General features: G+C 43.7%; 25 protein-coding genes and 1 tRNA gene. 11 read left to right on the top strand and 15 right to left on the bottom strand.

All coding sequences use genetic code 11. The annotated features are described in order from the left end of the window. Window positions 1-645: 645 nt before the first annotated feature. The 3 genes from ATB74_RS15770 to ATB74_RS15780 form a co-directional block, all read right to left on the bottom strand. On the bottom strand, window positions 646-1,899 hold the full coding sequence (locus tag ATB74_RS15770; RefSeq protein ID WP_061019124.1) for an HD-GYP domain-containing protein: 1,254 nt from the start codon (window positions 1,897-1,899) through the stop codon (window positions 646-648). A gap of 83 nt (window positions 1,900-1,982) precedes the next feature. Further along, window positions 1,983-2,390, bottom strand: a complete 408-nt coding sequence (locus tag ATB74_RS15775) for a VOC family protein (RefSeq protein ID WP_048605864.1) — start codon at window positions 2,388-2,390, stop codon at window positions 1,983-1,985. Window positions 2,391-2,747: 357 nt separating this feature from the next. Next, window positions 2,748-2,832 (bottom strand) — tRNA-Leu (locus ATB74_RS15780). A gap of 194 nt (window positions 2,833-3,026) precedes the next feature. Here ATB74_RS15780 and ATB74_RS15785 point away from each other — a divergent pair. Continuing rightward, window positions 3,027-3,503 carry an RDD family protein gene (locus ATB74_RS15785; RefSeq protein WP_060983498.1) on the top strand — a complete coding sequence of 159 codons (477 nt, stop codon included), beginning with the start codon at window positions 3,027-3,029 and terminating at the stop codon, window positions 3,501-3,503. A gap of 63 nt (window positions 3,504-3,566) precedes the next feature. Here ATB74_RS15785 and lptG read toward each other — a convergent pair whose 3' ends face one another. Both lptG and lptF read right to left on the bottom strand, forming a co-directional pair. After that, a complete protein-coding gene (gene lptG, locus ATB74_RS15790) occupies window positions 3,567-4,637 on the bottom strand; it encodes an LPS export ABC transporter permease LptG (protein ID WP_060983499.1) in 1,071 nt (356 codons plus the stop codon). Between the two features lie 3 nt (window positions 4,638-4,640). Next, complete coding sequence (gene lptF / locus ATB74_RS15795) at window positions 4,641-5,741, bottom strand: LPS export ABC transporter permease LptF (protein WP_048659253.1); 1,101 nt, start codon at window positions 5,739-5,741, stop codon at window positions 4,641-4,643. Window positions 5,742-5,933: 192 nt separating this feature from the next. On the opposite strand from lptF, the gene pepA reads away from it, so the two are divergent. From pepA to ATB74_RS23885, 5 genes are all read left to right on the top strand, one after another. Further along, window positions 5,934-7,454, top strand: coding sequence for a leucyl aminopeptidase (pepA, locus tag ATB74_RS15800; protein WP_017058936.1), 1,521 nt, complete (start codon window positions 5,934-5,936; stop codon window positions 7,452-7,454). Between the two features lie 99 nt (window positions 7,455-7,553). Continuing rightward, complete coding sequence (locus tag ATB74_RS15805; protein ID WP_061019125.1) at window positions 7,554-8,003, top strand: DNA polymerase III subunit chi; 450 nt, start codon at window positions 7,554-7,556, stop codon at window positions 8,001-8,003. 102 nt (window positions 8,004-8,105) lie between these two features. Continuing rightward, window positions 8,106-10,979 (top strand): valine--tRNA ligase, encoded by a 2,874-nt coding sequence (locus ATB74_RS15810; RefSeq protein ID WP_061019126.1) that lies wholly within the window; start codon window positions 8,106-8,108, stop codon window positions 10,977-10,979. Between the two features lie 220 nt (window positions 10,980-11,199). Further along, window positions 11,200-11,604, top strand: coding sequence for a DUF2061 domain-containing protein (locus ATB74_RS15815; RefSeq protein WP_060983502.1), 405 nt, complete (start codon window positions 11,200-11,202; stop codon window positions 11,602-11,604). 132 nt (window positions 11,605-11,736) lie between these two features. After that, a complete protein-coding gene (locus ATB74_RS23885; protein ID WP_081090133.1) occupies window positions 11,737-12,642 on the top strand; it encodes a bifunctional helix-turn-helix transcriptional regulator/GNAT family N-acetyltransferase in 906 nt (301 codons plus the stop codon). A 49-nt stretch (window positions 12,643-12,691) separates the two neighbouring features. Here ATB74_RS23885 and ATB74_RS15825 read toward each other — a convergent pair whose 3' ends face one another. Next, window positions 12,692-13,486: a glycosyl hydrolase 2 galactose-binding domain-containing protein gene (locus ATB74_RS15825; protein WP_061019127.1), complete on the bottom strand. Its 795-nt coding sequence runs from the start codon at window positions 13,484-13,486 to the stop codon at window positions 12,692-12,694. Window positions 13,487-13,611: 125 nt separating this feature from the next. After that, entirely contained in the window at window positions 13,612-14,028 is a 417-nt protein-coding gene (rraB, locus tag ATB74_RS15830) for a ribonuclease E inhibitor RraB (protein ID WP_061019128.1), read from the bottom strand. A 576-nt stretch (window positions 14,029-14,604) separates the two neighbouring features. Between rraB and arcA the strand changes: the two genes are divergently transcribed. The 5 genes from arcA to ATB74_RS15855 all read left to right on the top strand — a co-directional run bounded on the left by arcA (window position 14,605) and on the right by ATB74_RS15855 (window position 19,182). Continuing rightward, window positions 14,605-15,825, top strand: coding sequence for an arginine deiminase (gene arcA / locus ATB74_RS15835; protein ID WP_019821481.1), 1,221 nt, complete (start codon window positions 14,605-14,607; stop codon window positions 15,823-15,825). Window positions 15,826-15,981: 156 nt separating this feature from the next. Then, complete coding sequence (locus ATB74_RS15840) at window positions 15,982-16,986, top strand: ornithine carbamoyltransferase (RefSeq protein ID WP_061019129.1); 1,005 nt, start codon at window positions 15,982-15,984, stop codon at window positions 16,984-16,986. 266 nt (window positions 16,987-17,252) lie between these two features. Next, a complete protein-coding gene (gene pyrB, locus ATB74_RS15845; protein WP_012604860.1) occupies window positions 17,253-18,182 on the top strand; it encodes an aspartate carbamoyltransferase in 930 nt (309 codons plus the stop codon). 12 nt (window positions 18,183-18,194) lie between these two features. Further along, window positions 18,195-18,656 carry an aspartate carbamoyltransferase regulatory subunit gene (gene pyrI / locus ATB74_RS15850; protein WP_061019130.1) on the top strand — a complete coding sequence of 154 codons (462 nt, stop codon included), beginning with the start codon at window positions 18,195-18,197 and terminating at the stop codon, window positions 18,654-18,656. A 136-nt stretch (window positions 18,657-18,792) separates the two neighbouring features. Continuing rightward, window positions 18,793-19,182, top strand: a complete 390-nt coding sequence (locus ATB74_RS15855; RefSeq protein WP_004738682.1) for a RidA family protein — start codon at window positions 18,793-18,795, stop codon at window positions 19,180-19,182. A gap of 124 nt (window positions 19,183-19,306) precedes the next feature. Here ATB74_RS15855 and ATB74_RS15860 read toward each other — a convergent pair whose 3' ends face one another. From ATB74_RS15860 to mlaF, 8 genes are all read right to left on the bottom strand, one after another. Beyond that, window positions 19,307-20,032, bottom strand: a complete 726-nt coding sequence (locus ATB74_RS15860; RefSeq protein ID WP_017058926.1) for a 1-acylglycerol-3-phosphate O-acyltransferase — start codon at window positions 20,030-20,032, stop codon at window positions 19,307-19,309. Between the two features lie 152 nt (window positions 20,033-20,184). Beyond that, window positions 20,185-21,450 carry a UDP-N-acetylglucosamine 1-carboxyvinyltransferase gene (murA, locus tag ATB74_RS15865; protein WP_060983508.1) on the bottom strand — a complete coding sequence of 422 codons (1,266 nt, stop codon included), beginning with the start codon at window positions 21,448-21,450 and terminating at the stop codon, window positions 20,185-20,187. Between the two features lie 8 nt (window positions 21,451-21,458). Beyond that, a complete protein-coding gene (gene ibaG, locus ATB74_RS15870) occupies window positions 21,459-21,713 on the bottom strand; it encodes a BolA family iron metabolism protein IbaG (RefSeq protein WP_060983509.1) in 255 nt (84 codons plus the stop codon). Between the two features lie 13 nt (window positions 21,714-21,726). Further along, window positions 21,727-22,035 (bottom strand): STAS domain-containing protein, encoded by a 309-nt coding sequence (locus tag ATB74_RS15875; protein WP_004735315.1) that lies wholly within the window; start codon window positions 22,033-22,035, stop codon window positions 21,727-21,729. Further along, on the bottom strand, window positions 22,035-22,664 hold the full coding sequence (locus tag ATB74_RS15880; protein WP_155645106.1) for an MlaC/ttg2D family ABC transporter substrate-binding protein: 630 nt from the start codon (window positions 22,662-22,664) through the stop codon (window positions 22,035-22,037). Before ATB74_RS15880 ends, ATB74_RS15875 begins: the two co-directional genes overlap by 1 nt. Window positions 22,665-22,716: 52 nt before the next feature. After that, entirely contained in the window at window positions 22,717-23,208 is a 492-nt protein-coding gene (gene mlaD / locus ATB74_RS15885; RefSeq protein ID WP_061019131.1) for an outer membrane lipid asymmetry maintenance protein MlaD, read from the bottom strand. 2 nt (window positions 23,209-23,210) lie between these two features. Next, window positions 23,211-23,990, bottom strand: coding sequence for a lipid asymmetry maintenance ABC transporter permease subunit MlaE (gene mlaE / locus ATB74_RS15890; RefSeq protein WP_061019132.1), 780 nt, complete (start codon window positions 23,988-23,990; stop codon window positions 23,211-23,213). A gap of 1 nt (window position 23,991) precedes the next feature. Further along, window positions 23,992-24,786: a phospholipid ABC transporter ATP-binding protein MlaF gene (gene mlaF, locus ATB74_RS15895; RefSeq protein ID WP_060983512.1), complete on the bottom strand. Its 795-nt coding sequence runs from the start codon at window positions 24,784-24,786 to the stop codon at window positions 23,992-23,994. Window positions 24,787-24,952: the final 166 nt, after the last annotated feature.

A 24,952-nucleotide genomic window follows, 5' to 3' on the forward strand; every position in this document is an offset into this window, starting at 1 on the left:
TTCAATCTGAGCCATGATCAAACTCTTCAATTTAAGATTTTGTGACTCAACGAATACTGACTTCAAAACTAATATTCATGTAAACATGAACATGTAATTCTAAAGCTATTACCATTCCAACAGAATGGTAATGAATTGACTGTGCCGAATAACTACAAGTAGTTAAACGTATTGGTCACTCAGTTCATTGAAATCAATTTTGTTACCGAAGTAACTGTTATTACGTTCTTTCGAAAAAGAACCAATAACGTTTTGATATTCATCAACGAGTGCCCACACAGATTGATAGGTTTAAATTGTTAAAGAGCTTCTCTTCGTTGTGACTTACATCACTTCGGAAGAGGCGGCCATTCTAGCGATTTAATTCTCAGTGTCAAACACTTATTTGGAATTCATTCCTACTTTCTAAAAGTAGAAGCGAATCATCGCTTAAAGCTAGTTGCCTTACTAACATTCTTCGCTGAAGCCTTGTGGCGTCTGCCGTGTCAGTGAGGCGGCATTATAGAGATGCCACTTATATTGGCAAGCAATAAATGCGTTTTTTATTAAAAAAAGAGGTTAAGCGACGACATTTCAACCAAGGGCTTATTTATACCATTTTCACCCCAAGTTTCGAACAAATTACCCACAACAACCTGTGGATAACTACTCTCCACTATCAAAAAAGTAAGATAAACGAGCCCTAGGGTTTAGATACTCTCGAACTTGTTCAGGTAACTTACTTGGATGAACGGCATTAACGATTTTGATCTCTTTAATAAAGAGGTCAATGATCGGGGCTTGAGTTCTTGGCACGCTAGGATCATAGATGAGTACATTTGGATAAAGCATATGCTTAGCGTTAACGGATATCACAATCCCAATCGAATCATTTGAAAGCTGTACTACGGTTCCTGGTGGATACACTCCCATGAACTTAACCAACAGACCCAAGTTATCTTGGCTATATAGATGTTTACAGCTCTTATATAAGTGAGACAGCGCCAAATACGGGATCATTTGTTGAGATTGCGTTTTACCATGGCAAAGGTTATCGAATGCATTAGCCACAGAGACTATCTTGGCAAACTCATCAATCTCATGTTCTTTTAAGCCCTCGGGGTAACCAGAACCATCATTCATCTCATGATGCTGAGCGATCACCTTTTTAGCACTTTCAGGAAAGTCATCAATTCCTGCAACAATATCCACACCATATTTCGTATGAAGCTTCAGGTAGTTCTCTTCAGGTATTGTCAGGGCGCTTTGCTTTCTTAGTATCGCGACTGGTATTTTGATTTTACCTACATCGTGAAACAATGCTGCGAAGGAGAGCTCTTTCAATTGTTGTGTATTATAGCCTTTGGCCTTACCTATCATCAGTGCGACAACCGAAACATTTAAAGTATGAAAGTAAATGTCTTCGAAATCCGCTTTAGTATTCATAAGATGCAAGGTAACGTTATCATCGCTCACTAAGGTTTCGACGATATCATCAACAAGAGCCTTAACCTCCCCCACCGCATCTAAAGGTCTGTTACGGATCTTAGTCATCACAGAGCGCATTCGAGCAAGCGAACGTTCAAACTCTCTCTCGCAATGACTCACCCTGCGGCGGTAAGAGCTAAGGGTTTCGATACGCTCATGCTTATCTTTCCACATTCTTTCCGTTTCAAGGCTTACCTGTGAATCAATATCAACTTCTTGTTCACTGACTTGATTAACAGGTAGAGGCGAGGTATCACTTTGGCTCAGGTTTATATAGACGTGCTTAATCCCAAGATGTCGAATTACTTTTACTTGAGCGTCATCTTTGATTTTAAAGCTGTTGAATAAAAATGGGTGTTCATTCCATTTTACGGGGAGTCGTATATGCAGACCGGGCTGAATTCGATCTACGGTAATCTTTATGCTGCCCATTTTTATATATAATATTGATGATTAATCTCTATTTATAATTCTAATAAAACCAAGCAGCAATTTCACTATCCAATTTCACAGGTTCAACTTAAAGAATCACAGTGCACCATCCAGCGTATACCAAACTTATCTTCTACTTTGCCAAATCGAGCCCCCCAAAACGTATCGGCGAGTGGAGTCATTATCCGCCCTCCCTTCTTAAGCTTTTCAAAGATTTGTTCTTGAGTCGCGGTATCTTCAGTCACAAGAGACAGAGCGAGATTGTTACCTTCAAGTTCCTTGGCTTTAACGCCATCAGACATCATCAGCTTCATACCAAACGCTTCGAACTCAGCATGCATAACCCAATCAGGTTGAGCTCCCTCTATTACCTGTGGTGCATCACTGAAAAGTTGTTTCGATAAAACCACACCACCAAAACATTTATGATAAAAATCCAACGCTTCACTACAACGGCCATCAAAAAATAAGTAAGGGGTTACTGTCAGCATATTTCTCTCCTCTGTTAGTCCTTTAAACATAGACAATAGAATAGAGAATGACAGGTAACATCATGATTTAAGATGATTAATTCATTATCAGATCGAATAGCGAAGGGAAATTATGGGATTAAGGAATGAAACATCAAGATCTGTCTGATTAAAGAAGCCTTCTTGTCGCCACCGAGAAGGCAACGCTTCCTATACCCCAGATACAACAAAGCCCCGACTTTCGTCGAGGCTTTATCATTTAAATATGGTACCGGTAGGCGACTTGACTGGGCTTGCATCCAAGCCGACACGCTGGATTTCAAATTTACATACGTCCAAAACGACGAAAGGTCGCTATAAAAGCGACCTTTCTATGTTTGGTACCGGTAGGCGGACTTGAACCGCCACGCCCGAAGGCAACGGATTTTGAATCCGTCGTGTATACCAATTTCACCATACCGGCATTATCTTGGGGCATTGCCCTTTCGATGTTTGGCATTATACGTATGCGAACTGATGTGGCAAGTATAAAAACTTGAATTCATGTGTGTTTGCCGATAATTTCGCCACTAAGTCATAAGCTGTGCGTCATGTCTCTTTTCAGGCTAAGCCTTAAACTATATTCTGACGCCTCAATTTTTAAAGAAGTAATAACACATGACATCAACAAACACTCTGCCACCAGCAGGAGTCATGCGCCGATTTGGTGCCTTGTTCTATGACGCTCTAATCGTAATCGCTATTGAAATGTTGGCGGCTGGCGTCATTGTCGCTCTACTGCACGCGCTCATGGCTCTGGGTATTTTTAACCACAGCGGGTATGCAGATGTCAGTGACTTCTTAACCAACCATCCGATTTGGAGCTCTGCATACACCTTTTACTTAGTGGTCGTTTGGGTATATTTCTTCGTGTTCTTCTGGACAAGAGCGGGTCAAACTCTCGGCATGAGAGCTTGGAAGCTACGCGTTCAGAACAAAGACGGCTCAGCCATCACTGTGACCCAGGCGCTGATTCGTTTAGGTACATCAGGTTTTGGATTAGCGAACCTATGTGTTCCATTCGATCCTGAAAAGCGTGGCTTTCACGATATCTGGGCAAAGACCGAAGTCGTTGTGTTACCACAAGTACGATAGCGCAATTTAAGTTAGCTCCAAACAAGATCAAAAAAGGAAGGCGTTATGCCTTCCTTTTTCTATTTACAGTTTCCGCCTCAAGAGCATGATGGCAATTCCAAGGAACACCACGCTCGGGGCTATTGCGCCGAAGGCGGGCGGTATCTGATAAACCAAACTCACAGGGCCAAAAAACTCACTGGATATATAGAAGGTAAAGCCCGCAATAACACCAGACAGAATCCTCGCCCCCATGGTCACACTACGCAAAGGACCAAAGATAAATGACAGTGCCATCAACATCATAACTGCGATCGAAATTGGCTGAGTTATCTTTCTCCATAATGCCAGTTCATAACGTGATGCATCTTGCTCTGAAGCTTTGAGGTAAGAAACATAATCATACAACCCACTTAACGACAACTCTTCTGGTTTAACCGTTACTATCGCGAGCTTATCTGGAGCGAGAGAAGTCTCCCAAGAATAAGTTGGTAAACTTTCTTTGGTAATTTGAAGTTCGTTTTCAAAAGACGTGATCTCTACATTCTTCATAGTCCACACGTTATCTCCAACGTAATCCACTTCCTCAGAGTAAATAGCAGTCTTTAGAGCCTTGTTCTCATCAAAGCGCCACATATTCATGCCATATAACTTCTGATCATCGATTTTAACAATGAAGATGAAGTCATTCGCATCACGAGCCCAAACACCACTTTGCGTCGAGATAATATTACCGCCAGCAATGGAAATAGTTCTTAGATCACGAGCCATTTTCTGCGCTTGCGGTGCGCCCCACTGACCAAGTAGTGTCACCACGATCATCAGTGGAATAGCGGTTTTAAGTACCGATAGGCCGATATCTAACTTAGAGAAACCAGCTGCCTGCATAACTACCAGTTCAGAACTCGCAGCAAGCATACCAAGCCCGATCAATGCGCCAAGCAATGCAGCCATTGGAAAGAACATTTCGATATCACGAGGGATACTCAGTAAAACAAAGTACAGCGCTTGTAATAGATCGTATGTACCACGGCCAACTTTTCTCAGCTGTTCTACATACTTGATGATCCCAGAGAGACCAACAAACGTCACCAATACCAGTGACGTCGTTGCGATGATGGTTCTGCCTATATATAAATCGAGAATCTTAAACACGGCTTAAGCCAACCTCTTATTCTTGAATTTTTCTTTCAAACGCCTTACTGGCACGCTATCCATAAAGTTTGCACCAATCGCGACAAATAACAATAACGCATTAATTGGCCACATGCCGATTACCGCAGGAATGCTCCCCTCTTCAATTGAAGATTTAGTTGCACTGATTGCTAAGAAATAGGTGAGATAAATCAGTATTGCTGGGCCGATTTTCGCAAAACGACCTTGTCGTGGGTTTACCGCAGACAGTGGCACGACAAGCATGGTCAACAATGGAATACAAAGTACCAAAGAAATACGCCATTGCAATTCAGCTTTCGCGCTATTATTCGGGTTACCGATAAGGTCAAGTGTCGGGATGGCTTCCCAGTCTCGACCTTTCTTCTCAACTTCACGTTGACCGATCAGGCCTTCGTATTCTTCAAAGTGTGTCACCATATAATCAAGGCGTGTAGGCACACCTTCATGACGAGTGCCATCGTACATCACGATAACTTGGCGACCATCGCTGAGCTCTTTTACATCTCCCGACTTCGAGAACATCACACTTGGCAGTACTGAATCGCGCGGGCGCATTTGAGCAACGAACACATTTTCTAATTTATTACCGTCGATATCATCAATAAACACCACAGAAGAACCATCCGGTGTACCTTCGAATTTGCCTTTCGGTAATAAATCAACGCTGTTCTCCGCTGCCACTTCTTCATACATTTGTTCAACTTTGTCTTGTGACCAAGGAGATAACCAAAATGAGTTAAAGGCAGCAACTGTCGCCGTAATCAAAGCAAGGTAAAGTGCAGATTGGATCAGAAATTTATTACCAATACCGGTGGCGTTCATGACCACTATTTCACTTTCAGCGTAAAGGCGCCCAAAAGTGAGCAAAATACCAATATAGATACTGAGTGGAAGCATCAACAAGCCCATCGCTGGCATATTTAAGCCAACAATCGACAATATTAGACTTGCAGGGATATCACCATCAGAGGCGTCCGCTAAAACACTGATGAATTTTTGGCTGAGAAACACGAGAAAGAGAACAAAAAAGATCGCAAATTGGCTCTTGATTGTCTCGCGGATCAAATATCTAACAATAATCACGCTCAAATTACCTATACAAAACTTGTTTTTTTGATTGAATCACTATAATTTCCCGTTGAACCTTTTATTTTTTTAAATTTTTAGCTAAGTGTTAGCGTTCTTCTTTAAGGTTAGTTCCATTATAGGATCCAACAAGTAAGAACCCATTATCTAACATTTAGTTCGATTTGTCTTCAGGATGTAGGAGTACGCATGGAGTTCAGTGTAAAAAGTGGCAGCCCAGAGAAGCAACGCAGCGCATGTATCGTTGTCGGTGTATTCGAACCGCGCCGCCTTTCTCCAGTAGCCGAGCAATTAGATAAGATTAGTGATGGCTACATTAGTTCACTGCTTCGTCGCGGTGATCTAGAGGGTAAACCTGGCCAGATGCTACTACTGCATCAAGTACCTGGTGTACTTTCGGAACGTGTTCTACTGGTAGGCTGTGGTAAAGAACGTGAGCTAGGCGAGCGTCAATACAAAGAAATTATCCAAAAAACCATCAGCACACTAAACGAAACAGGTTCTATGGAAGCGGTATGTTTCCTTACAGAACTGCACGTTAAAGGTCGCGATACTTATTGGAAAGTTCGCCAAGCGGTAGAAGCGACTAAAGATGGTCTTTACACATTCGACCAATTCAAGAGCAATAAACCAGAGACTCGTCGCCCACTACGTAAATTGGTATTCAACGTACCAACACGTCGCGAACTGAGCCTTGGTGAGAAAGCAATTTCTCACGGCCTTGCTATTGCTTCAGGTGTAAAAGCGTCTAAAGATCTAGGCAACATGCCACCGAACATCGCAAACCCTGCGTACCTTGCTTCTCAAGCTCGTCGTTTAGCTGACGATTACGAGACAGTGAAGACTAAGATCATTGGCGAAGAAGAGATGGAAAAACTGGGTATGACATCATACCTAGCGGTTGGCCGAGGTTCTAAAAATGAATCAATGATGTCTATCATGGAATACAAAGGCGCTCCGGATCCAGATGCGAAACCGATTGTACTGGTAGGTAAAGGTCTGACTTTTGATTCAGGCGGTATCTCACTTAAGCCTGGTGAAGGTATGGATGAGATGAAGTACGACATGTGTGGTGCTGCGTCTGTATTCGGTACAATGAAAGCATTGGCTAAATTGAACCTACCAATTAACGTGGTTGGTATCCTAGCAGGTTGTGAAAACATGCCTGGCAGCAATGCTTACCGTCCAGGTGATATCCTAACGACAATGTCAGGCCAAACGGTTGAAGTACTAAACACTGATGCTGAAGGTCGCTTGGTTCTATGTGATGCTCTAACTTACGTTGAGCGTTTTGAACCCGATTGTGTTGTCGATGTTGCTACGCTAACTGGCGCATGTGTTATCGCTCTAGGTCACCACATAAGTGGCGTTCTATCGAACCACAACCCGCTTTCTCACGAACTTGTTAATGCTTCTGAGCAAGCAAGTGACCGAGCATGGCGTCTACCTATGGCAGACGAGTACCATGAGCAACTAAACAGCCCATTCGCTGATATGGCGAACATCGGTGGTCGTCCTGGCGGCACAATTACTGCTGGTTGCTTCCTATCTAAGTTTACTAAGAAGTACCACTGGGCACACATCGACAGTGCTGGTACAGCTTGGAAGTCAGGCGCAGCGAAAGGCTCGACAGGTCGTCCTGTCTCAATGCTAGTCCAATTCTTATTGAACCGCAGCGGCCAAGAGACTGAAGAGCAATCTTCAAAATAATAAAAAGGGCCTAAGGGCCCTTTTTTAATAAGCGCTATTTGTTAGTCCCTGTTAACCAAGTAACATTGATATCCACGATTTTCAGTTCGAGTATTAAGTATGCAGACTGCTACATTTTACATTGTGCCTTCAGACAGCCCGCAAGCCAGCGAAGATGGTTTTGCTCACTATGTGCTGTTTCTTGCTCAGCACTTTGCGAAACAAGGCGCTAAACTTTATCTCAACTGTAATGACAAAGAACATGCCGAGCGTATTGCTGAAGTTTTCTGGCAAGTCGAATCCAGTGAGTTTATTGCGCACAACTTGGTTGGCGAAGGCCCAAAGTATTCAACCAACATCGAAATTGGCTATCAAAGCGTAAAACATAATTGGAATCGTCAGCTAGTAATTAATCTGGCCGATAATCATACAACCTTTGCGAACGCCTTTGCTCAGGTGATAGACTTCGTCCCTTGCGAAGAAAAAGCTAAGCAACTCGCTCGAGAAAGGTATAAAATTTACCGTCAGGCTGGATATCAGCTACAAACTATCGAGATTCAACATCCATAGTCAAACCTCATAGTTAAAGCTATCTTTGGATTTAGATTCAAGAAGCTTCACTTATGAAGTTTGACCACGATTAACCATTCACAGTATCCGTTTAAGAGCACTATGGAAAAGACATACAACCCAACATCAATCGAACAAGCTCTGTATCAGACTTGGGAAGAGAAAGGCTACTTTAAGCCACACGGTGACACATCAAAAGAAGCTTACAGCATCATGATCCCGCCACCGAACGTCACTGGCAGCCTACACATGGGTCACGCGTTCCAAGATACGATCATGGATACGCTTATCCGTGCTCAACGTATGAAAGGCAAAAATACCCTTTGGCAAGTGGGTACTGACCACGCTGGTATCGCAACTCAGATGGTTGTAGAGCGTAAGATTGCTGCTGAAGAAGGCAAAACAAAACACGACTACGGCCGTGAAGCTTTCATCGACAAGATTTGGGAATGGAAAGGCGAGTCAGGTGGTACTATCACTCAACAGCTTCGTCGCCTTGGTGCATCTGTAGACTGGGATCGTGAGCGATTCACTATGGATGATGGCCTATCGGCTGCGACTCAAGAAGTGTTTGTTCGTCTATATGAAGAAGACCTAATCTACCGTGGTAAGCGTCTAGTAAACTGGGATCCTAAACTGCACACTGCAATTTCAGATCTTGAAGTTGAAAACAAAGACAAAAAAGGTTTCATGTGGCACTTCCGCTACCCGCTCGCGAACGGTGTTAAAACGGCTGATGGTAAAGACTACATCGTTGTTGCGACTACTCGTCCAGAAACCATGCTTGGTGATACTGGCGTAGCGGTTAACCCAGAAGATCCTCGTTACAAAGATCTTATCGGTAAAGAGATCCTACTTCCTGTTGTTAACCGTCTTATCCCTATCGTAGGCGATGAGCACGCAGACATGGAAAAAGGCACGGGGTGTGTGAAGATCACACCGGCTCACGACTTTAACGATTACGAAGTGGGTAAGCGCAACAACCTACCAATGATCAACATCCTAACGTTCAACGCTGATATCCGTGATGCTGCTGAAGTATTCACAACGAACGGCGAAGAAAGCGATGTTTACTCAACAGATATCCCTGCTAAGTACCAAGGCATGGAGCGTTTTGCTGCACGTAAAGCTATCGTTGCTGAATTCGATGAACTTGGTCTACTTGAAGAGATCAAAGACCACGACCTAACAGTCCCTTACGGTGACCGTGGTGGTGTGGTTATCGAACCGATGTTGACTGACCAATGGTACGTGCGTACAGCACCTCTTGCAGAACCAGCAGTTAAAGCGGTTGAAGATGGTGAGATCCAATTCGTACCTAAGCAGTACGAAAACATGTACTTCGCGTGGATGCGCGACGTGCAAGATTGGTGTATCTCTCGTCAACTTTGGTGGGGCCACCGTATCCCAGCATGGTACGACAACGATGGTAAAGTTTACGTAGGTCGCACTGAAGAAGAAGTTCGTGAAAAGAACAACCTAGCACCTGTTGTTGTGCTTAAGCAAGACGACGACGTACTGGATACTTGGTTCTCTTCTGCACTTTGGACGTTCGGCACGCAAGGCTGGCCTGAAAACACTGAAGCAATGAAAACATTCCACCCATCAGAAGTACTAGTATCTGGTTTTGATATTATCTTCTTCTGGGTTGCTCGTATGATCATGATGACCATGCACTTTGTGAAAGACGAAGATGGCAAAGCTCAAGTACCTTTCAAAACGGTTTACATGACGGGTCTTATCCGTGATGAAAACGGCGATAAGATGTCTAAGTCGAAAGGTAACGTACTTGACCCAATCGACATGATTGACGGCATCGGCCTTGAAGAGCTAGTAGAGAAGCGTTGTGGCAACATGATGCAACCTAAACTGGCTGCTAAAATCGAAAAAGCAACACGTAAAACTTTCGAAAACGGTATCGAACCATACGGTACTGATGCGCTACGTTTCACTCTTGCTGCTATGGCTTCAACTGGCCGTGACATCAACTGGGACATGAAGCGTCTTGAAGGTTACCGTAACTTCTGTAACAAGCTATGGAACGCAAGCCGTTACGTACTAATGAACACAGAAGAGCACGATTGTGGCATGTCACTGTCTGTAGAAGACCGTGCAAACATGGAATTCTCTCTAGCAGACAAGTGGATTGAATCTCAGTTTGAAATTGCAGCGAAAGAGTTTAATGCTCACCTAGACAACTACCGTCTAGACATGGCAGCAAACACACTTTACGAATTCATCTGGAACCAATTCTGTGACTGGTACTTAGAGCTAACTAAGCCTGTTCTTTGGAAGGGTACTGAAGCTCAGCAACAAGCGACTCGTTACACGCTTATCACGGTTCTTGAGAAAACTCTGCGTCTTGCTCACCCTGTTCTTCCTTACATCACGGAATCTATCTGGCAGAGCGTTAAGCCACTAGTAGATGGCGTTGAAGGTGAGACAATCATGACTCAAGCGCTTCCTCAGTTTAATGAAGCTAACTTCAATGCTGAGATCGTTGACGACATCGAATGGGTTAAGACTTTCATCACTGCTATCCGTAACCTACGTGCGGAATACGACATTGCACCAAGCCAAGGCTTAGAAGTAATGATCAAAGTAGCGGATGAGAAAGATGCAGCTCGTATCGAAGCAAACAAGATCGTTCTTACTTCGCTAGCTAAGCTGGACGATATTAAAGTTCTAGTTGATGGCGAAGAGACTCCAGCTTGTGCAACCAAACTGGTTGGCAAATCTGAGCTAATGATCCCAATGGCGGGTCTTATCGACAAAGATGCTGAGCTTGCTCGTCTAGATAAAGAAGTAGCTAAAACTCACGGCGAGATTAAGCGTATCGAAGGTAAGCTAGGTAACGAAGGTTTCGTTGCTAAAGCACCAGAAGCGGTTATCGCGAAAGAGCGTGAAAAGCTTGAAGGCTACCAAGAGACTCTTGTGAAGCTTGAAGAGCAAAAAGCGACCATCGCTGCGCTTTAAAACCGAGTGAACGAGAAGGCTTCGAACTTCTCGCTCTAAATAGAAAGGTTGGTCTTCGTGACCAGCCTTTTTTTATACTTCTGATTCCAATGCTTCTCAATCTAGCCTCACTTATTGATAGGTTTCATCTATCAAATTAATCTCTACTTCCCATTATACTTAATGATAATAATTCTCAATAATAGGTCTATCGAAACAATACAACGATTGAGTAATTATCATGAAAAAGACACTAACCTTTGCTGCATTACATTTTACTATCGCATTTAGTGTCGCTTATGTACTAACAGGCGACATCTTAATTGGTAGCTTAATCGCTATGATTGAGCCCTCAGTGAATACTGTTGCCTTCTATTTTCATGAAAAGGCGTGGGCTCAAGTTCCTGCTCTTAAAGCTCGTCAGTGGATGACCAAATTAAAAACAGCAAGCTTTGCTACCATCCACTTTAGTGTTGCCTTTACCGTTGTCTACTTGTTGACTGGCGATGCCTTCATTGGTGGTGTAATGGCTTTGCTAGAGCCAACTTTGAATACAGTTGCTTACTACTTCCACGAGAAAGTCTGGTTACGAAAAGCTGAAAGCCAAACAGTACAAACTCAGTTTTGTTTACATCAACACGCTTAATCTAAAGCTCACTGAGCGATTGAAGTAACCGGCTTCGAAAAACAAGTTCAACTTACCATTGACAAAGTTGCGTACCGCAATTAAGTTAATTGCGGTACGCAACTTTATTTCTTAATCCAAAGGTAAGTCGTTATGAATTCTCAACAGTTAAGAGACTATTCTCGTCAAACGGTTCGTTTACTTGGCATGCTTGATAAGCAGTGTGGTGATGTGAACCTCACTCCAGTTCAAGCTCATACTATTGGTGAAATCCAGTTGCAGCCAATCACCATCAACCAATTGGCACAGCAACTCAACGTAGATAAATCCAATGCTAGCCGTACTGTCACGGGTCTGATCAAGCTTGGCTTAGTTGAGAGCCTAGAGAACCCAGCAGACAAACGTAGCCAGTTAGTCGCTCTGACCGCTCAAGGTATTGATGCATTATCTCAACTCGACCAGCAGCAAAACATCTTCTTTGAAAAAGTACTCTCGACACTCAATGACAACGAACAACAACTACTTAAGCAAGGGCTTGAGAGCTACTTAAAAGGGTTAACGAAAGTATGCCAAGCCGATGAGTTTGTATTACGCCCACTCACAGAATCAGATAACCAACAATTAGCAGAAGTCATTCGCCAAGTTTCGGCTGAGCATGGACTGACCGAAGATAAAGGCTATGGCGTGGCCGATCCAACACTCGATGATATGTATTCTGTCTATAGCCAAGCGAATGCAATGTACTGGGTTATCGAACACAACGGCAAGATCGTCGGAGGTGGTGGCTTTGCCCCTCTAGCAGGTAAACCCAATGTGTGTGAGCTACAAAAGATGTACTTCTTACCGCAAACTCGAGGGCACGGCCTAGCCAAGCGAATTGTTGCTTTGAGCTTAAAGCAAGCCAAACAACTTGGTTATCAACACATGTATCTAGAAACGACGGAGTGCTTAGGTGCTGCGGTCAAACTCTATGAGAAGCTTGGGTTTGAGCATCTTGACTCAGCTTGGGGAGAGACAGGCCACGACGCTTGTGAGGTTGTCATGGCCAAGTCGTTATAAGCAGAATGCACCGCTATAGCGAAAGAAGCTAGCGCAAAAATATACGGAGTTAGCGTAGAAAGTTACTGACGCAAGAAGTTGGGTTCAAGGCAACAAAAGAACTCTCCTCTTGCCCATCAAGTACCACTTCTAATTGGTATAGATGCTTAGGGTTAGGATTCTCAATATCAAAAATGATAGGTGCCTCAATCTGAAACACGACGCCAGTATGTTCTGCGCGCACATCGATCGGCATTACGAGTGTCATACCATTAAACTTGATGGATGCCGATACTAACCCCGCCTTTAGCGTTTGATAGATAACATCCACTTTAAACTCACAGCCACCACCATGGTGCCAGATCTGCTCTGTGACTACTTGCTCTAGCTTGACGTTTCGAACGAACTGCAGATATGGCGCTTGCCAAATCCCGATGCGCGAATCAGATTTAGCGACAACCTGTGAAGAGATAGAATCATCCATATCCTCCTCAAGTAATAAGCTCTCCTCTTCTTCAAGGAAAAGGATCTCGAAACGGTTTCGGCCAGACTGCATATAAGGACGGATATCTTTACGGTATTCAGCTTGGCTACCATCACAATCAAACACAGCCACACCATTAAGTCGAACTTCAGCAAAGTAATCAACCCCAGCCATCACTAACTCAACAAGTGGGCACGCCAACATAGCGTCATCCACTTCGATGTCGTGCATCAGATGCCACTCTTGCTCTGCAATTTCGTATTCACTCAAGCTATCAGGGAGCTTTGAGCTTAACGGAGCCGGAAAGGTGATGTCATCTTGTGGGATAGAGAGATCCGTCAGTGGCGAAATTTGCCAAAGACCATCGAGAAGCAACCGCATATCATTCCTTGAGCTAGATCAATTTTGACCGCATTATAATGAATGAATGCATATAAAGACATTTATTTTTCTGAGGGTAAAAAAATGCCAGCTCGAGGCTGGCATTTTTCAAAATTGGGAAAGAATTACTCTTCGACTTCATCATCTTCGTCTGGGTAGATAGCATCTTCACCTTCGTAGTAAGTGCCCCAACCGTCGTAGATAATGTCAAACTTCTCTGCAAGGTTCACAAGCTTCTCAACTTGCTCATCGATCGCTTCTGCATTCAGAGTACATTGCATCGTTGCATCACAACAAAGCAGCTTATTGCCATCTTCGTCTTCTGTCTCTTCAGCTTCAAGCACTTCAAAGCCCATTTTGAATGCTTCAACAACCGCTTTTTCAAGCACATCGAAATCTTCAGCAAATAGGTGATGCTCGATATCGTATAGAGCTTCAGGATCGCTACCATCTTCAATTAATGCTGTAATGATGTCGCGAGTCTCTTCCTTTTGAAATTCAATTAATTCCGCTACTGATAGATATTCATCTTCGTGAGACATGTGTCTGCTCCAGAGTGTTGACTATGAAAAGATCAAATTTGATTGCCACGAAATATGGCACGGATCGTCCAGAAAAGCCACCCAGATCAAGCCTAGAAAGGTAAGTTTATCACGAGATCGCTGAGCCAATATCAATTCAAAAGTGAAATCAAAATCACAGAAACAAATTTTCAACATTTTATTAACTGACGTGTATTTTAGCATTTCGTTTTTATGGACACTTTAGGGCTTATTGAATAAAACTTGCGTGATTAGTCACGTTAAGTGCATACGCTAAACCGCTTTTGGGGTGCATAAATCCTCAGCTTGTTATCAAAAAGTGCATAATAGTGAATAAAAAATCACGATTAATAAGCAAAATTCAATTCTAACAAGCCATGAATTGAGCATAGATCCTCAAAAACGTTGTTCCGTTCGATAGCCAGTTAATTGGAATTTAATCTGTATAAAGTTGAAAACCACAGGTTTTATGACCAATAATCAGCCAAATACCTTGCATTAACTCAATCTGCAAAACTTGCATATTACGGACAAGCTTGTCATAAATAGACGCTGGATTAATAGTAAGGATGCAAAATGAGTAAGCTGTACGTTGGCTCCGAAGTCGGTCAATTGAGACGAGTTCTCCTAAATAGACCTGAAAGAGCACTCACCCACCTCACCCCTTCAAACTGCCATGATCTTCTATTTGATGATGTACTTGCCGTTGAAGCCGCTGGTGAAGAACATGATGCCTTTGCAGAAACGCTGCGCAGCCAAGACGTAGAAGTGCTACTGCTGCACGACCTGCTCGTAGAGACGCTTGCCGTATCTCAGGCTCGTGAGTGGTTGCTGAATACTCAAATCTCAGATTTCCGTTATGGGCCGACTTTTGCCCGTGACTTAAGAAACTACCTTGCTCAAATGGATAATGAGCATTTAGCAACGATCTTACTCGGAGGCTTGGCCTACTCTGAGCTTCCTATCAAATCATCATCGATGCTGCCTAAAATGCATCGACCACTCGATTTCGTTATCGAGCCACTGCCGAACCACCTATTTACGCGAGATACCTCATGCTGGGTTTATGGCGGTGTGTCGCTAAACCCAATGATGAAACCGGCTCGTCAACGCGAAACAAACCACTTACGTGCTATCTATCGCTGGCATCCAGTGTTTGCTGGTCAAGACTTCATTAAGTACTTTGGTGATGAAGATCTGCACTATGACAACGCTAATATTGAAGGCGGTGACGTATTGGTTATTGGTAAAGGTGCGGTACTAGTTGGTATCTCTGAGCGTACGAAGCCACAAGGTGTCGAAAACCTAGCGGCTAGCTTGTTCCGTTCGGGTCAAGCAACCGAAGTGATTGCTATCGATTTACCAAAACACCGCTCTTGTATGCACCTTGATACGGTGATGACGCACATGGATATCGATACTTTCTCTGTCTATCCGGAGATCGTGCGTAAAGACCTAGACACTTGGCGCTTAACGCCAAAAGAGAATGGCGAAATGCGTGTCGAAAAAGCTGAAAACTACCTCTCAGCGATTGAAGGCGCATTAGGCCTTGATCAACTGAAGATCATCACTACCGGCGGTGACAACTACGAAGCTGAGCGTGAACAGTGGAATGACGCTAACAACGTACTGACGGTGAAACCAGGTACAGTGATCGGTTATGAGCGTAATGTTTACACCAATGAGAAATACGACAAGGCGGGTATCGAAGTTCTAACGATTCCTGGCAACGAGCTAGGCCGTGGTCGTGGCGGCGCACGCTGTATGAGCTGCCCTATAGAAAGAGATGGTATCTAAGTCAAAGAGCTCAGTTAAACGGACTCAATAACTTATCTAGGCCAGTATTCATTTACTGGCCTTTTTTATTAAATAAATAAAATAAATATTCACAAATATAGCATTTTTATGTTTAACTGGGTTATTCATTGATTCTATATTCGCAAGGAGCGAGAGATGGCCTTTAATCTTCGCAATCGTAACTTTCTAAAACTTCTCGACTTTACTCCTAAAGAGATTCAGTTTTTACTCGATCTGTCTGCCGATCTAAAAAAAGCTAAGTATGCAGGAACAGAGCAGAAAAAGCTTAACGGTAAAAACATCGCTTTGATCTTTGAAAAAGCATCAACTCGAACTCGATGTGCTTTTGAAGTAGCCGCCTTTGATCAAGGTGCTCAAGTCTCTTACCTTGGCCCTTCTGGTTCTCAGATTGGTCAAAAAGAATCAATGAAAGATACGGCTCGTGTACTGGGACGCATGTACGATGGCATCGAATATCGTGGTTTTGGCCAGAGTATTGTTGAAGACCTAGGCGCTTATGCGGGCGTGCCTGTTTGGAATGGCTTAACCGATGAGTTCCACCCTACTCAGATTTTGGCTGATTTCCTCACTATGCTTGAGCATGGTCGCGGAAAACATCTGCACCAAATAAGCTTTGCTTATCTAGGCGATGCACGCAATAACATGGGTAACTCTCTGTTAGTCGGTGCGGCGAAGATGGGCATGGATATTCGCCTTGTCGCTCCAAAAGCTTTTTGGCCGGAAGAGCAGCTCGTTGAAGAGTGCCAAGCTATCGCGCAAAGTACAGGTGCCAAAATCAAGCTGACAGAAGACGTTGCTGAAGGCGTGAAAGGCTGTGATTTCCTTTACACCGATGTTTGGGTTTCGATGGGCGAGGCGCCAGAAGCTTGGGACGAACGTGTTGCTGTTATGACGCCTTACCAAGTGAATATGGATGTTATTAAGCTCACTGGTAACCCTCAAGTGAAATTCATGCACTGCTTACCTGCTTTCCACAACAATGAAACCGTAATCGGCCAGCAAGTCGCAGACAAGTATGGAATGAACGGTTTAGAAGTCACTGACGAAGTCTTTGAATCGGATTACTCAATTGTGTTTGATGAAGCAGAGAATCGTATGCACACTATCAAAGCGGTAATGGTTGCGACACTGGGCCAATAGCGAATATTGAAAGTAAACAAAAGCTTGATGTAATCGCTTGCGCTCACAAATTGAAAGCGTATAATTCTCGGCAATTTGTCTGAGAGTAGTGAAAATGACGCCAACCAATATTGTGATAACACATAATAATATTGTGAAAACACCAAATATTGCTCGTAAGCTAAGATGCTTACCAGGCCGTCTATTCTGCTTTTCAGCACTTTTTTAAAGCCTCCCATTATGGGGGGCTTTTTTATGGCCAATACATTATTGTGGGGAAGAAGATCATGGCGAATTCGCTCTATCAAAAGCACATCATCTCAATTCCAGAGCTTTCTCGTGAAGAGCTAGAATTAATTGTTCAAACGGCAGGTCAGCTAAAGGCTGAACCAAACCCAGAACTCATCAAGAACAAAGTTGTTGCCAGTTGCTTCTTCGAACCTTCAACGCGAACTCGTCTCTCTTTTGAAACTGCGATTCAACGCATCGGTGGTGATGTGATTGGTTTCGACAGTGGTGGTAACACTTCTTTGGCAAAGAAAGGCGAAACGTTAGCGGACTCGGTACAAGTTATCTCTTCATACGTTGATGCTTACGTGATGCGTCACCCTCAAGAAGGCGCAGCACGTCTGGCTTCTGAGTTCTCAAACGGTGTACCTGTTATTAACGCAGGTGACGGCGCAAACCAACACCCAACACAAACGTTATTAGACCTATTCTCTATCGCTGAGACACAAGGCCGCCTCGACAACCTAAACGTTGCATTCGTTGGTGACCTTAAGTACGGCCGCACCGTTCACTCGTTGACGCAAGCGCTAGCGAAATTCGACAACATCTGTTTCTACTTTGTGGCGCCAGAAGCTCTAGCGATGCCAGACTACATTTGCGAAGAGCTTGATGAAGCGGGAATCAAGTACCAACTATTGACGGACATGGAAGATGTCATTCCTGAGCTTGATGTCTTGTACATGACTCGAGTTCAAAAAGAGCGCTTCGATGAGTCAGAATACGCGCACATCAAATCCGCATACATCCTGACCGCTTCAATGCTGGAGAATGCACGTGATAACCTGAAGGTTCTACACCCTCTTCCGCGTGTTGATGAAATTACTGTCGATGTCGATAAAACACCTTACGCTTACTACTTCCAGCAAGCAGAGAATGGTGTTTACGCTCGTGAAGCATTGCTAGCCCTTGTTCTTAACGAAACGCTGTAGAGGAGAGATATCATGTCTAAAGAGACTCAATTAAAAGTTGAAGCAATCAGAAACGGTACTGTTATCGACCATATCCCAGCCAACATCGGGATCAAGGTGCTAAAACTGTTCGACATGCACAACTCTCATCAGCGTGTGACGATTGGCCTAAATCTGCCGTCCTCTGCACTAGGCGGAAAAGACCTACTCAAGATTGAGAATGTGTTTATCACCGAAGAACAGGCGAGCAAGCTGGCTCTTTACGCACCTCATGCTACAGTGAACCAAATCGAAGATTACGAAGTGGTTAAGAAGCTCCCCCTAGAGCTTCCTGAGCAAATCAACGATGTTTTCGAGTGTCCAAACACCAACTGTATTACTCACAATGAACCGGTTGAAAGCAGCTTTAAGATCTTTGAAAAGAAAGAAGATATTCAATTAAAGTGTAAGTATTGCGAAAAAGTATTCTCTCGCGAGATCGTGACAGAAAGATAACGCCATACGGCAACGCTGACCGAATGTAAAAACTATCAAATACCTCGCCTATGCGGGGTATTTTGCTCTTTACCTATCCAAAGTTTGAAGGCACACTGAAAATTGATTTTTATCTAATAACTGATGGAATAAACCAATGACTAAAGTACTTCACACAGAATCTGCTCCAGCTGCAATCGGCCCATACGTACAAGGCGTTGACCTTGGCAACATGGTACTGACTTCTGGTCAAATCCCAGTAAACCCAGCAACTGGTGAAGTATCTGCTGATATCGCAGAGCAAGCTCGCCAATCTCTAGACAACGTTAAAGCGGTTGTAGAAGCTTCAGGCCTAACTGTAAAAGACATCGTAAAGCTAACAGTATTCGTTAAAGACCTAAACGACTTCGGCACAGTAAACGAAGTTTACGGTAAGTTCTTCGATGAGCACGGCGTTGCAAACTACCCTGCACGTTCATGTGTTGAAGTAGCCCGTCTACCAAAAGATGTAGGTATCGAGATCGAAGCTATTGCGGTTCGCAAATAGGTTTTAATCTCTAGATTAAACACCCTCTAATAAACGACTTAGCGTAATGCTGAATGTTTATTAGATACAAAAAAGGTTGCCCAATTGGCAACCTTTTTTATTGTCTGTTGTTTGGCTTAGATAATTACTTTTTATTAAGCTCAACCACTTCTTTGTCTAACTCTTCAAGCTTAGCGGCCATCTGCTCACGAGCTAGGTTAGCCAGTTCACGAACATTAGACTTGTCGTAGCCTTCAGTGCTGATTGGTGGCAACATTTCAACAATCACGTGACCATTGTTCCAACGGTTTAGCTTCACGCCACCTGTTGAGCTGCACACGATAGGGATGATAGGTAAGCCAGCACCAATCGCAGCATGGAATGCACCTGTTTTGAATGGCAGCAGACCACGGCCACGAGAACGAGTGCCCTCAGGGAACATCCAAACCGAAACATCACTCTCTTTTAGACTAGTCACGACCTGATCAATCGTACCCACAGCCTTACTACGGTTAGCTCGGTCAATTAGGATGTTGCCCGTCAACCAGTAAAGCTGACCAAATAGAGGCATCCACACTAGGCTTTTCTTACCAACCGTCACCACTTTTGGCGTTACCGCTGATGAAATCGTGAATAGATCCCAACTATTTTGGTGGTTCGCCACATAAACGTGCTGGCCGCGAGAGTAGGCATCTTCTGGAATGCGAAGCTCTAGTTTCATACCGAAGATTTTCGACATGCGACCGAAATAACGGCCAAAGGTAAATACGTGTTTCGGGTTACGTGGACTTAATAGACAGTAACCACAACCAAACACAAACATAAGAATCGCAAATATCGCCACTGCGAAAATACGTAATATTGCTATCATTTTGTTCCTCACCGACCGCCAAGTTGATTCATCTATTCACGCAAAAATGAGCAATAGATTTACTTGCGGTAAATACAACTATAAAAAAGCCGAAACCAAGGTTCCGACTTTTATGTTTTCATCTTACTGATTCATTAATCCACTAACCTAGGTTAGTTCGACTCACTAAATCGTGTAATGTTTGCGCCTAAGGCTGACAGTTTATCTTCAATCTTATCGTAGCCACGATCGATGTGATAAATACGGTCAACGATAGTTTCGCCTTGAGCAATACAGCCAGCAATAACAAGGCTCGCAGATGCGCGAAGGTCCGTTGCCATTACTTGAGCGCCGCTCAGTTTTTCCGTTTCACCACAGATAGCCGTGTTACCTTCGATTTCCGCTTTTGCACCCATTCTCTGTAACTCAGGAATGTGCATAAAGCGGTTTTCAAAGATAGTCTCAGTGATAACACCACTGCCCTTCGCCATCATGTTAAGCAGAGTAAACTGTGCTTGCATGTCGGTTGGGAAACCAGGGTGAGGTGCCGTTACGATTTTCACCGCTTTCAGTTCACGACCCGTCATATCAAGGCTGATCCAGTCTTCGCCCGTTTCAACCTTCGCACCCGCTTCTTCAAGCTTCGCTAAGGCAGCTTCAAGAAGATGAGCGTTGGTGTTGCGACAAACCACTTTACCGCCAGAAACAGCAGCAGCAACCAGGAAAGTACCTGTTTCAATACGGTCAGCAACCACAGAGTGTTGGCCACCACCAAGACGTTCAACGCCTTCGATAGTAATCGTATCTGTACCTGCGCCAGAGATCTTAGCACCTAGTTTGTTTAGGAAGTCAGCCGTATCAACAATCTCAGGCTCGCGCGCTGAGTTATCGAGTACTGTTGTACCTTCCGCTAGCGTTGCTGCACACATGATAGTAATGGTGGCACCCACACTTACTTTGTCCATCACGATGTGCGCGCCTTTCAAACGGCCATCAACACTTGCTTTCACATAACCATCTTCCAACTTAATGGTCGCACCTAGTTGCTCTAGGCCATGAATATGTAAATCAACAGGACGAGCGCCAATTGCACAACCGCCTGGAAGTGACACTTGACCTTCACCAAAACGAGCCACTAAAGGGCCTAAAGCCCAGATAGAAGCTCGCATTGTTTTTACTAAATCGTAAGGCGCACAAAATTCATTAATTTCGCTACCATCAACATGAACACTACCGTTACGTGATACTTTTGCGCCTAAACGCTTAAGCAGTTCCATCGTAGTATCGATGTCACGTAGGTGAGGAACGTTACTTACTTCCACTGGCTCTTCAGCAAGAATTGAAGCAAATAAAATTGGTAGCGCTGCATTTTTTGCGCCTGAGATCGTCACATCGCCGCTTAGCGGCTTATCCGATCCAATAACTCGAAACTTTTCCATCATAAACCTTAAAGTGACATCAGTTTCTTATCACGTTCCCACTCTTCCGGCGTGAAAGCCTTAATAGAAAGAGCATGGATGTCATTGCGTTGAATGTATTCCATTAGTGGGCCGTAGATTAGTTGCTGCTTCTTAACTCGATTCATGCCGTCAAAACATGAATCAACCGCAACAACTTCGTAATGACTGCCTTCACCCTTCACGATAATTTCCTGAAGGTTTAGAGCCTCTGCTAATAATTCTTGTACTTTTGTGCTGTCCACAAATAGCTCCTGCCTAATTTTTTATGTGTTCTGCCATCATTGGCTGGATATTGCTCAATTGGAACAACGTTCGTAATTGTTCTGGCACGAAACTGAGCATTATATGACAGTTTTGATTTTTTGCATGCTCTAATAAGTGAATTAGCATCACCATTCCTGCTGAATCGACTCGATTTATATGGCTAAGGTCAATTTCAACGCTCGATTCTGTCGTTTGCCACTTTTCCAATATACGCCAGATTGCAGGAACACTGTCTCGGTCTATATCACCAAGCAGTTGATATTCTTTAGAGCTTAGTGCTTGCCATTGAGAATGGCTCATTATTTGTTACTCTCAAAACGAATCGGTTGTGCTGCCAATTTCTCTAGCTCGCCAGCAACTTGTAAGATGCCTTCTTGACGAATCTTAGTATTCCACTCCGATTGCTTGCTCGACAACAGGCTAATACCTTCGGCAACCATATCAAATGCTTTCCACTCACCCGACTTCTTGTCTTTACGTAGCTTAAATTCAAGATTAATGTTTGGTCGCGGCGTATCAATGATATCGACCTTGATACTGGTAATACGGCTATCCGCTTTGATTTTTGGTTCTGGGCCAAATTCAATCGTCTGATCGGTGTATTGAGTCAACACTTGAGCGTAAGAAGAAACTAGGTATTTACGAAATGAATCGATAAATACACCTACGTCTTTCCTATCCGCACCTTTCAAGTTTGGGCCTAATAACTTAAGTGCCGCATATTGAGCATTCACATAAGGCATCAACTCTTCTTCCACGATGACCTTCAATAACTCAGGGTCTTGGTGGATATTGTCTTGTTCACTCTTCAAACGCTCAAACGCAACTTCCGCAACTTGAGTCATCATCTGGTATGGCTGAGTACGATCAATCGATTCTGCAGCAAAAGCTTGAGCCGAAATAAGTAAAGCCATTGCCGCCATAAACATTGATTTCAAGTAACCAATAGCTTTCAAGTGACGAATAGTTTTCAACATCATCTTATTCCTTTGCTTCGCTGTCATTAGAACCACCAACGCTATACAGCACTTGGCCAATCAAATCTTCTAATACTAATGCCGATTTGGTGTCTTCAATAGAATCACCATCAACCAACATTTCTTCGTCATCAAAAATAAAGCCCGGAACCAAACTGATGTACTGCTCACCGATTAATCCAGACGTTAAGATTTGAGCACTAGAGGTATCTGGAAATTGTGAGTACTTCGCATCAATAGACAATTCAACGACAGGAAGATAGCTCTCAGTATCAAGCTCAATACTTTTAACTCGGCCAACTACCACACCACCGACCTTTACTGGAGAGCGAACTTTTAGACTACCTATGTTGTCAAAGGTCGCTTTTAAGTTATAAGTATGGTTCGAACCTATGCCTTTTACGTCAGCAACTTGAAAGATCATGATTAAGATTGCGCAAATTCCGGCAATAACAAAGGTGCCGACCCATAATTCTAATTTTCGAGTTTGTTGCATGATTAATTCCCAAACATCAATGCGGTAAGAACAAAATCTAGCCCGAGTACCGCCAGAGAAGAGTGCACTACAGTGCGTGTGGTTGCCTGACTAATACCTTCTGAAGTCGGTACTGCATCATAACCATTGAAAAGTGCGATCCAAGTGACTGTGATAGCGAAGACCATGCATTTGATCATGCTGTTACCAATATCTCGGCCAAGCTCAACTGAAGACTGCATCGCAGACCAGAAGCTACCGTGGTCAATCCCTTTCCAATCAACACCAACTAACTGAGCCCCCCAAATCCCGACCGCCATGAAGATCATAGCGAGCAGTGGCATTGAGATAAGACCAGCCCAAAGACGTGGCGCAATAATGCGTTTAATAGGATCAACAGCCATCATTTCTAGGCTAGAGATCTGTTCCGTTGCTTTCATTAAGCCGATTTCAGCCGTTAACGCTGAACCTGCGCGGCCTGCAAATAGTAGTGCTGTCACCACTGGGCCCAACTCGCGTAACAATGAAAGCGCGACCATTTGGCCAAGGTTCCCCTCAGCTCCGTAGTCGATTAACACGACATAACCTTGCAGGCTAAGCACCATGCCAATAAACAGACCCGAAACTAAGATGATAGCCAATGACTGAACGCCAACGCTATAAAGCTGTTTAACTAATAAAGGGAAGTTTTTTAGTCTCGGAATGCCAAATAAAGCCCCAAATAACATTAGGCTTGCTCGACCAAATGACTCACAGACCGCAAGTGTGCGCTTACCAACACTCGCAATAGTTTTAACAATCATATTAAAACAAATCCTTTTCTAAGCTCTTTGCTGGGAATCTAAATGGCACAGGGCCATCTGCTTCGCCTTGCAAAAATTGTTGCACTCGAGGATCACTGTTGCTGTACAGATCATCAGGTGAACCAGATGCAATAACCTTTCCGTCAGCCATCAAGTAAACCCAATCAGCAATACTCATTACCTCAGGCACATCGTGAGAAACGATAATAGAGGTTAAACCCAAAGCTTGATTAAGATTACGAATCAACTCGACCAATACACCCATAGTTATTGGATCTTGGCCAACAAACGGTTCATCGTACATGATAAGCTCTGGATCCAGTGCGATCGCACGAGCCAACGCCGCTCGTCTCGCCATACCACCGGACAGTTCACTCGGCATTAATTGTGCCGCGCCTCGTAAGCCTACCGCTTCAAGCTTAAGCAATACGATGGTACGAATGAATTTTTCATTAAGTTCAGTGTGCTCTCGCAACGGAAATGCCACATTATCAAACACATTGAGATCCGTAAAAAGCGCACCCGATTGAAAGAGCATGCTCATTTTCTTACGAGCTTGATATAGCTTTCGACGTGATAATGCAGGGATATTGTCGCCATCAAACCAAATTTCGCCTTCATCTGGCGGTAGTTGTCCACCAATCAAACGCAGCAAGGTTGTTTTTCCTATCCCCGACGGTCCCATGATTGCGGTTATTTTGCCTTGAGGCACCTCTAAACTGATGTCATCAAAGATAACCCGCTCACCGCGTGAGAAGCTGAGGCTCTTAACTTTCACAAGCTCAGTGTTCAACATGTTTTTGTTGTTTCCTTGCTTTAAAAAACGCCAATTATGGCTGCAATAATAATGAGTCTACTTTAGAATTAAAAGCACTGTTCAATTAATTATAAAAAACAGGAAACAAAGGCAGGGATTTGAAAGCATTGAGAAATTCTTTGTTCAGCTACATTTCTTTGCTACT

Origin of the sequence: Vibrio splendidus, from assembly GCF_001557875.1 — a bacterium.
GTDB classification, from domain to species: Bacteria; Pseudomonadota; Gammaproteobacteria; order Enterobacterales; family Vibrionaceae; genus Vibrio; species Vibrio splendidus_F.